This is a genomic window from uncultured Arenimonas sp. (genome assembly GCF_963976025.1).
In the GTDB taxonomy this organism is placed as follows: domain Bacteria; phylum Pseudomonadota; class Gammaproteobacteria; order Xanthomonadales; family Xanthomonadaceae; genus Arenimonas.
Genome location: NZ_CAXBJS010000135.1, coordinates 1 through 7,243, shown reverse-complemented (window position 1 = coordinate 7,243; position 7,243 = coordinate 1). Strand labels below are relative to the sequence as shown.

The 7,243-nt window shown below is 68.7% G+C and carries 8 protein-coding genes; 6 read left to right on the top strand and 2 right to left on the bottom strand.

Going from position 1 to position 7,243, the window contains the following annotated elements; genetic code table 11:
• Positions 1–60: 60 nt before the first annotated feature.
• Positions 61–1,560, bottom strand: a complete 1,500-nt coding sequence (locus AACZ35_RS10585) for a RimK family protein (protein WP_339828980.1) — start codon at positions 1,558–1,560, stop codon at positions 61–63.
• Between the two features lie 66 nt (positions 1,561–1,626).
• Between AACZ35_RS10585 and AACZ35_RS10580 the strand changes: the two genes are divergently transcribed.
• Both AACZ35_RS10580 and AACZ35_RS10575 read left to right on the top strand, forming a co-directional pair.
• Positions 1,627–2,085 (top strand): GNAT family N-acetyltransferase, encoded by a 459-nt coding sequence (locus tag AACZ35_RS10580; protein WP_339828978.1) that lies wholly within the window; start codon positions 1,627–1,629, stop codon positions 2,083–2,085.
• Between the two features lie 71 nt (positions 2,086–2,156).
• On the top strand, positions 2,157–4,259 hold the full coding sequence (locus AACZ35_RS10575; protein WP_339828976.1) for a prolyl oligopeptidase family serine peptidase: 2,103 nt from the start codon (positions 2,157–2,159) through the stop codon (positions 4,257–4,259).
• Between the two features lie 3 nt (positions 4,260–4,262).
• Here AACZ35_RS10575 and AACZ35_RS10570 read toward each other — a convergent pair whose 3' ends face one another.
• Positions 4,263–4,916 carry a hypothetical protein gene (locus AACZ35_RS10570; protein WP_339828973.1) on the bottom strand — a complete coding sequence of 218 codons (654 nt, stop codon included), beginning with the start codon at positions 4,914–4,916 and terminating at the stop codon, positions 4,263–4,265.
• A 46-nt stretch (positions 4,917–4,962) separates the two neighbouring features.
• Between AACZ35_RS10570 and AACZ35_RS10565 the strand changes: the two genes are divergently transcribed.
• The 4 genes from AACZ35_RS10565 to AACZ35_RS10550 all read left to right on the top strand — a co-directional run.
• Positions 4,963–5,076: a lipoprotein gene (locus AACZ35_RS10565; RefSeq protein WP_339828971.1), complete on the top strand. Its 114-nt coding sequence runs from the start codon at positions 4,963–4,965 to the stop codon at positions 5,074–5,076.
• Complete coding sequence (gene dapF / locus AACZ35_RS10560; protein WP_339828968.1) at positions 5,073–5,927, top strand: diaminopimelate epimerase; 855 nt, start codon at positions 5,073–5,075, stop codon at positions 5,925–5,927. The genes AACZ35_RS10565 and dapF overlap by 4 nt, the downstream gene beginning before the upstream one ends.
• Entirely contained in the window at positions 5,927–6,601 is a 675-nt protein-coding gene (locus tag AACZ35_RS10555; RefSeq protein WP_339828982.1) for a DUF484 family protein, read from the top strand. Before dapF ends, AACZ35_RS10555 begins: the two co-directional genes overlap by 1 nt.
• A 1-nt stretch (position 6,602) precedes the next feature.
• The coding region (locus AACZ35_RS10550) for a site-specific integrase (RefSeq protein ID WP_339828966.1) at positions 6,603–7,243 on the top strand (641 nt) is incomplete at its 3' end.

The window sequence follows — 7,243 nt, the reverse complement described above, 5'->3', positions numbered from 1 at the left end:
ACCTCGTCCGCGCCACGCCACGCCGCCGCCAGCGTTTTGGCGGCAGCCAGGTGCGCCGGTCTAGTCGCGCACGCCGAGGCGTTTCCTCTCAAGCCGCCTGAGAAACTCCCCCATGATCCGCCGGTAAAGGTCTTCGCCGAGGTAGGCATCCTCCACCCCGGCGTCGATGCTGGGGTTGTCGTTGACCTCGATGATCACCGTGCGGTCCTTCACCACCTTCAGGTCAACGCCGTAAAGGCCATTGCCGATGGCGTTGCTGGCACGCACGGCCAGGCGCACCACTTCCGACGGGGCCTCGCGCACCGGCAGGGTCTTGAAGCCACCCGAGCGCACCGTGCCCGGCTTGTTGCCCGACTTGGCCGCATGGTCGTAGATCTGCCAGTGCCCGCGCGACATGAAGTACTGGCAGGCGTACAGCGGTTCGCCGTCCAGCACGCCGATGCGCCAGTCGAACTCCGTGGGCACGAATTCCTGGGCCAGCAGCAGCGCGGTCTGCTGGAACAGCTGGTCGGCCGCCAGCTTCAGCTGCTCCGGCGTTTCCACCTTGTGGATGCCGCGGGAAAAGCTGCCGTCCGGGATCTTCAGCACCAGCGGCAGGCCCAGCAGGTCGGGCAGGGCGGCCAGCTTGCGGGCGTCGTCGCGGAACACGATCTCGGTGCGCGGCGTCGGCAGCTTGCGGCCGCGCAGCCGGTCGTGCAGGTAGATCTTGTTCGTGCAGCGCAGGATCGACTGCGGGTCGTCGATGACCACCATGTCCTCGCGCTCGGCCCGGTGGGCGAAGCGGTAGGTGTGGTCGTCCACCGCCGTGGTTTCGCGGATGAACAGCGCGTCGTATTCGGCCAGCCGGGTGAAGTCGCGCCGGCCGATCGGATCCACTTCGATGTCGAGTTCCTTGCCCGCTTCGATGAAGTGCTTCAGGGCCTTCTTGTTCGAGGGCGGCATCACCTCGTCCGGGTTCTGCAGCATCGCCAGGTCGTAGCGGTATTTGCGGCGCGCGCGCGGCTTGCGCCACATCTTCTTGCTGAAGGCGTCCAGCGCGTCGGCGAACGCCGTTTCCTGGTCGTCCGACAGCATGTGCAGGCTGGCCGGCTTGATCGCGGTGATCTGCCACACCCGCTGGCGCTCGAACTCGATGCGCAGCACCGGGCAGGGGAAGGTTTCGAACACCTGCTGGGCCAGGTCCTCCAGCGGCGCGTAGTGCGTGCGCCCGAAATACACCAGCAGCCCGAAGTCGCTGGCATCGCGGGAACCTTCCGGCAGGAACTTGCCCAGCTGGGTATTGAGGTCCTCGATGTCGATGCCGTACAGCGAACGCCGGCGCAGGTCGTTGATGGTGCGCACGCTCGGGATCACCTTGTGCCCGCGCGCTTCGGCCAGCAGCGACACGTAATAACCGGTGCCCATGTACTTGTAGCTGCGGCACAGGTTGATCACCTGGGTGCGCTCGCCTTCGGCGGCGACTTCGCCGCGCAGGTAGTCGGCCGCCGCCACCACGTTGTCGGAAGGGTAGAACGCCCCCCAGTCGGAGGGTTTTTCAACAACGATGACGAGGCGGCTCATGGCGGCAGGCAGGGGGCGACGGCGCAAAGCATGAGCCTTCGCCGCGCGCTTGGATAGACTGCCGCCATGCCCGCCCCCGTCCGCCTGCGCACCGCCCGACCCGCCGACCTGCCGGCGCTGCTGGCACTGGAGGCCCGCTTCCCCGGTGACCGGCTTTCCGCCCGCCAGTTCCGCCACCACCTGGCCAACCCGCGGGCCCGCCTGCGCGTGGCCGTGGCCGGCGAAAACGTGCTGGGTTACCACCTTGTCCTGTTGCGCCGGGGAAGCGGCCTGGCCCGCCTGTATTCGATCGCCGTGGACGAAGCCGCCCGAGGCCAGGGCCTGGGCCGGCGCCTGCTGGCCGACGCCGAAGCCCAGGCCGGCGCCGCCGGCTGCCGCGGCCTGCGCCTGGAAGTTCGCCAGGACAATGCCGCTGCCAACGCGCTTTACCAGGCCGCCGGCTACCGGCCCCTGGCCGAACTGCCGGCGTATTACGACGACGGCGCCCCCGGCTGGCGCTACGGCCGCGACTGGTCCGGGGCATGACTTCAGGCCTACGGCCCCTTAACGGGGCGCCATGTTAGCGTCGAAGGTCGTACCAGCTACCGGGGATTCCCATGCGCCTTACCGCCCTTGCCTGGCTCGTTGCCGGCGCCCTTTCCGTGAACGCCTCCGCCGCCGAGCCTGCCGACATGAACAACGACCCCCACCTGTGGCTTGAGGACGTCGAAGGCGAAAAGGCCCTGGACTGGGTCCGCGCCCGCAACGCCGTTTCCGAAAAGCAGCTGGCCGGAGATCCCGGCTTCGAACAGGTGCGCCAGGACCTGCTGGACATCCTCGATTCCGACGCCCGCATCCCCTATGTGTCCAAGCGCGGCGAGTACTACTACAACTTCTGGCGGGACAAGCAGAATCCACAGGGGGTCTGGCGCCGCACCACCCTGGCCGAGTACCGCAAGGAAAACCCCGAGTGGGAAGTGCTGCTCGACATCGACGCCCTGGGCAAGGCCGAAGGCGTGAACTGGGTCTGGGGCGGTTCCGACTGCCTGCGCCCCGACTACGACCGCTGCCTGGTTGATCTCTCGCGCGGCGGCGCCGACGCCACCGTCACCCGTGAATTCGACGTCTCTGACAAGGCCTTCGTCGAAGGCGGCTTCAGCCGCCCCGAGGCCAAGGGCAACGTCGGCTGGATCGACATCGACACCGTCTACGTCAGCACCGACTTCGGCGACGGCTCGATGACCGACTCCGGCTACCCGCGCGTGGTGAAGGAATGGAAGCGCGGCACGCCGATGTCCGAGGCCAAGGTCGTGTACGAAGGCGAGAAAACCGACATCTCCATCGGCGCCTTCCACGACGACACCCCCGGCTGGGAGCGCGACTTCGTCTATCGCGGCCTGACCTTCTACACCAACGAACTTTACCTGCGCAAAGACGATGGCGAACTGGCCAAGCTCGACCTGCCCGATGGGTCGCAGAAGGGCGTGTTCCGCGAATGGCTCTCGGTCGAACTTCGCCAGCCCTGGGAAGTCGCCGGAACCACGCACCCGGCCGGTTCGCTGCTGGCGATCAACTTCGACGACTTCATGAAGGGCAGCCGCGACTTCGAGGTCGTGTTCGCCCCGACCGAAAACAGCTCGCTGGCCAGCTCGGGCGCCACCAAGGACTACTTCTTCATCAACGTCCTTGAAGACGTCAAGAACCGCATCTACGTGCTGACCCCGGGCAAGGACGGCTGGAAGCGCGAGCCGCTCGTGGGCGCGCCGGAGTTCGGCACCGTCAGCATCGGCGCGGTGGATGCGGACGAGTCGAACGAGTACTTCATGACCGTCGCCGACTACCTGACCCCGACCTCGCTGCTGATGGGCGAGATCGGCAAGAAGCCGGAAGTCCTGAAGCAGCTGCCGGCTTACTTCGACGCCGCGCCCTACCGCATCGAACAGCACTTCGCGACCAGCAAGGACGGCACCAAGGTTCCGTACTTCATGGTCTCGCGCAAGGACATCACGCTCGACGGCGACAACCCGACCCTGCTTTACGGTTACGGCGGATTCGAAGTCTCGCTGACCCCGAATTATTCGGCCGGCGTCGGCAAGAACTGGCTGGCGAAAGGCGGCGTGTACGTGGTCGCCAACATCCGCGGCGGCGGCGAATACGGCCCGCGCTGGCACCAGGCGGCGCTGCGCGAGAACCGCAACAAGGCCTACGAGGACTTCGCGGCGGTGGCCGAGGACCTGATCGCCCGCAAGGTCACCAAGCCGGCGCGCCTGGGCATCCAGGGCGGCAGCAACGGCGGCCTGCTCACCGGCAACATGATGGTGATGTACCCGGAGCTGTTCGGCGCCGTGGTCAGCCAGGTGCCGCTGCTGGACATGTACCGATACGACAAGCTGCTGGCCGGCGCCTCCTGGGTGGCCGAATACGGCGACCCGGACGTGCCTTCGGACTGGGAGTTCCTGCGCAGGTATTCGCCCTACCAGAACGTGAAGAAGGACGTGGACTACCCGCCGGTGCTGTTCACCACTTCCACCCGCGACGACCGCGTGCACCCGGGCCACGCCCGCAAGATGACCGCGCGCATGCTCGAGCAGGGCCACGACGTCACCTATTACGAAAACATCGAAGGTGGCCACGGCGGCGCCGCCAACAACGCCCAGTCGGCCTACATGGGCGCGCTGGCCTACACCTTCCTCAAGCAGCAGCTGTTCAAGGGCAAATAAGCCCTACCAGCCGGCCTGCTGGAGCAGCAGTTCGGTCTTGGGGTCGGCGGGTTTGGCGACGAGGCCACCGCGAGGGTTGAGTGCAACCTCGTAGGTGGCCCCGTCGATCATCGGCAGGTAGGCGGCGCTGCCCCAGCGGGCGTCGGCCACCGGCAGGCCGGCCAGCCAGCGCTGGCGGAATTCCCAGAAGTCCCAGCCTTCGCGCAGGTCGTGCACGGTGCGCTGGGCCACGAGTTCCTGCTTGGGGTCGCCGTAGCGACCCGACAGCCGTTCGAAGCGGTATACCGGGCGCATGCCGGCCAGCTGGCCGGGCAGGGTCCAGCGGATCACCCGCGCGTCGAGCTGCCATTCGTCGCCCAGGATCTCGAACTGGCGGTCGGCCTGGCCCGGGCGGGCGAGGGTGGCTTCGAAACGCTGGCTGCCCAGCTGGCGCAGGCTGATCGTCGCCACCGGCACGTCGGCCGTCAGCCAGTGGTACTGGCGCAGCAAACCGCCCAGGCCGGCCAGCAGCACGGCCACCAGCAGCGCGAACGCACCCAGGGCCCGGCCGAAACCGCCCCGGCTGCCACGGCGCGTGCGGCGCGGCCGCATCCACGGCAGCAGGCCCAGCAGGGCCAGCAGGCCGGCGGCCAGCAACAACCAGTTCGAAAGCGACATCGCGCACTCCATTCGCCCAGGTCCTGCCGCGGACTATACTCGCCGCATGAAAACCGCCCGCTTAATATTGCTGTTGCTCAGCCTCGTCCTGGTCGCCGCCTGCGGCAACAAGGGTGACCTGGTCCGACCCGCGCCGACCGGGGCCGCCGCCGCGCCATGACCGGCGCCGCGACCCTGCGGTTCACCAAGATGCACGGGGCCGGCAACGATTTCGTCGTGCTCGACCTGCGCGGCGGCCGCCCGGCGCCGACCCCGGCCCTGGCCCGGGCATTGGGCAATCGCCACACGGGCGTGGGTTTCGACCAGCTGCTCACCATCGAAGACCCCGCACCGGCCGGGGCCCTGGCCCGCTACCGCATCTGGAACGCCGACGGTTCGGCCGCGCAGCAGTGCGGCAATGGCGCCCGCTGCGTCGCCGCCTGGCTGCAGCGCGACGGAGCGGCCAGTGAATCGTGCTTCGTGCTTGAAGCGCCGCCGGGCCCGGTCACGGTGCAGGCCCTTGGCGGTGGCCGCTACGCGCTGGCCCTGGGCGTGCCGCGTTTCGAACCCGCCGACCTGCCGTTCCGCGCGGAGGCGGCGCAGGAGACCTATCGGTTCACGCTTGGCGGGCAGGACGTTCCGTTCGGCATCGCCTCGATGGGCAACCCGCACGCGGTGATCGAAGTGCCCGACGTGGACGCGGCCGACGTCGCCGGTCTCGGCCCTGCGCTGCAGGCACGCGATGAATTCCCCGAAGGCGTGAACGTCGGTTTCGCCCAGGTGCTGGCGCCCGACCGCATTCGCCTGCGCGTGTTCGAACGCGGCGCCGGCGAAACCCTGGCCTGCGGCAGCGGCGCCTGCGCGGCCGTGGCGGTGCTGGCGCGGCGCGGGCGGATTGGCCGCCACGTGTTCGTCGAGCTGCCCGGCGGCACCCTTGAAATCACCTGGCCCGGCGACGACTCGCCGGTCACCATGGCCGGACCCACCGCCTTCGTGTTCGAAGGCGACTTCCTGCTGGAGCAAACCGAATGATCGATGAAAAGAACGAGCGCCTGGGCGCCCACGAAGTCGCCGCCTTCCTGCGCCGGCACCCGAAGTTCCTGGGCCAGTTCCCAGACCTCGCCGTGTCGCTGCTGGTGCCCAAGGAAGAAGGGCAGGCGGCGTCGCTGGCCAGCTACCAGCTGGACGTGCTGCGCGACAAGAACCGCGAGCTCACCCGCCGCCTGAACGAGCTGTTCGCCAACGCCCAGGAAAACGAGCGCCTGGCCGTACGCACCCACCAGCTTTCGCTGGCGCTGATGCGTGCCCGCGACAAGGCCGAAACCCTGCGCACCATGGTCGCGGTGCTGGGCGAGGACTTCCGCGGCGAAGACGTGCGCGTGGTGCTGTTCGAGGCCGTCGACGGCCTGCAGGCCGAGTGGCTGCAGGTGATCCCGGAGAAGGACGACGCGCTCAAACCCTTCCGCGATTTCCTGGCCAGCGGCGAACCGCTGACCGGCCGCCTCAACCAGGACAAGCTGGCCCTGCTGTTCGGCGACGACCAGGCCCGCGCCGCGTCCGCCGTGCTGCTGCCGCTGGAAGGCGTGGGCATGCTGGCCGTCGGCAGCTCCGACGCCAACCGGTTCTTTCCGGGCATGGGCACGCTGTTCCTACGCCTGATGGCCGAATCGCTGGTGACGGCGCTGGGCCGCCCGCCCGCCGACTGACATGGCCCCCGACGCGCCGCTGCAGCCCGGGATCGAAGCCTTCCTGGCCTGGCTCGCGGTCGAGCGGCGCATGTCGAAAAACACGCTCGACGCCTACCGGCGCGACCTGGCCGACTTGTCGGCCTGGATGCGCGACAACGGCATCACCTCCTGGGCCGGCCTGCGCCAGGAAGCGTTGCGCGGCTACGTGGCCGGCGCGCACCGGCGCGGGCTGTCGGGCAAGAGCTTGCAGCGCCGGCTTTCGGCGGTGCGCAGCCTCTACCGATTCCTCAACCGCGAACACGGCACCCAGCTCAATCCGGCGCTTGGCCTGCGTGCGCCGAAGTCGCCGCGCAAGCTGCCGCAGGTGCTCGACCCCGACGAAGCCTCGCGCCTGGTCGAAGTGTCCACCGACGGCCCGCTGGGCCTGCGCGACCGGGCGATGCTGGAACTGTTCTATTCCTCCGGCCTGCGCCTGTCCGAACTTTGCGGACTGCGCTGGGGCGGCCTGGACCTGGCCGATGGCCTGGTGACGGTGCTGGGCAAGGGTGGAAAAAGCCGGGTCGTGCCGGTCGGCAGCCACGCCCGCAAGGCGCTGGCCGAATGGAAAACGGCCTCGGCGCCGTCCTCACCCACGTCGCCGGTGTTCCCGGGCCGGCAGGG

Bases quoted from the DNA above. Each gene is read 5' to 3' on its own strand.
- AACZ35_RS10585 (WP_339828980.1), bottom strand. From the start codon at position 1,560: ATGAGCCGCCTCGTCATCGTTGTTGAAAAACCCTCCGACTGGGGGGCG.
- dapF (WP_339828968.1), top strand. From the start codon at position 5,073: ATGACCGGCGCCGCGACCCTGCGGTTCACCAAGATGCACGGGGCCGGC.
- AACZ35_RS10570 (WP_339828973.1), bottom strand. From the start codon at position 4,916: ATGTCGCTTTCGAACTGGTTGTTGCTGGCCGCCGGCCTGCTGGCCCTG.
- AACZ35_RS10580 (WP_339828978.1), top strand. From the start codon at position 1,627: ATGCCCGCCCCCGTCCGCCTGCGCACCGCCCGACCCGCCGACCTGCCG.
- AACZ35_RS10565 (WP_339828971.1), top strand. From the start codon at position 4,963: ATGAAAACCGCCCGCTTAATATTGCTGTTGCTCAGCCTCGTCCTGGTC.
- AACZ35_RS10575 (WP_339828976.1), top strand. From the start codon at position 2,157: ATGCGCCTTACCGCCCTTGCCTGGCTCGTTGCCGGCGCCCTTTCCGTG.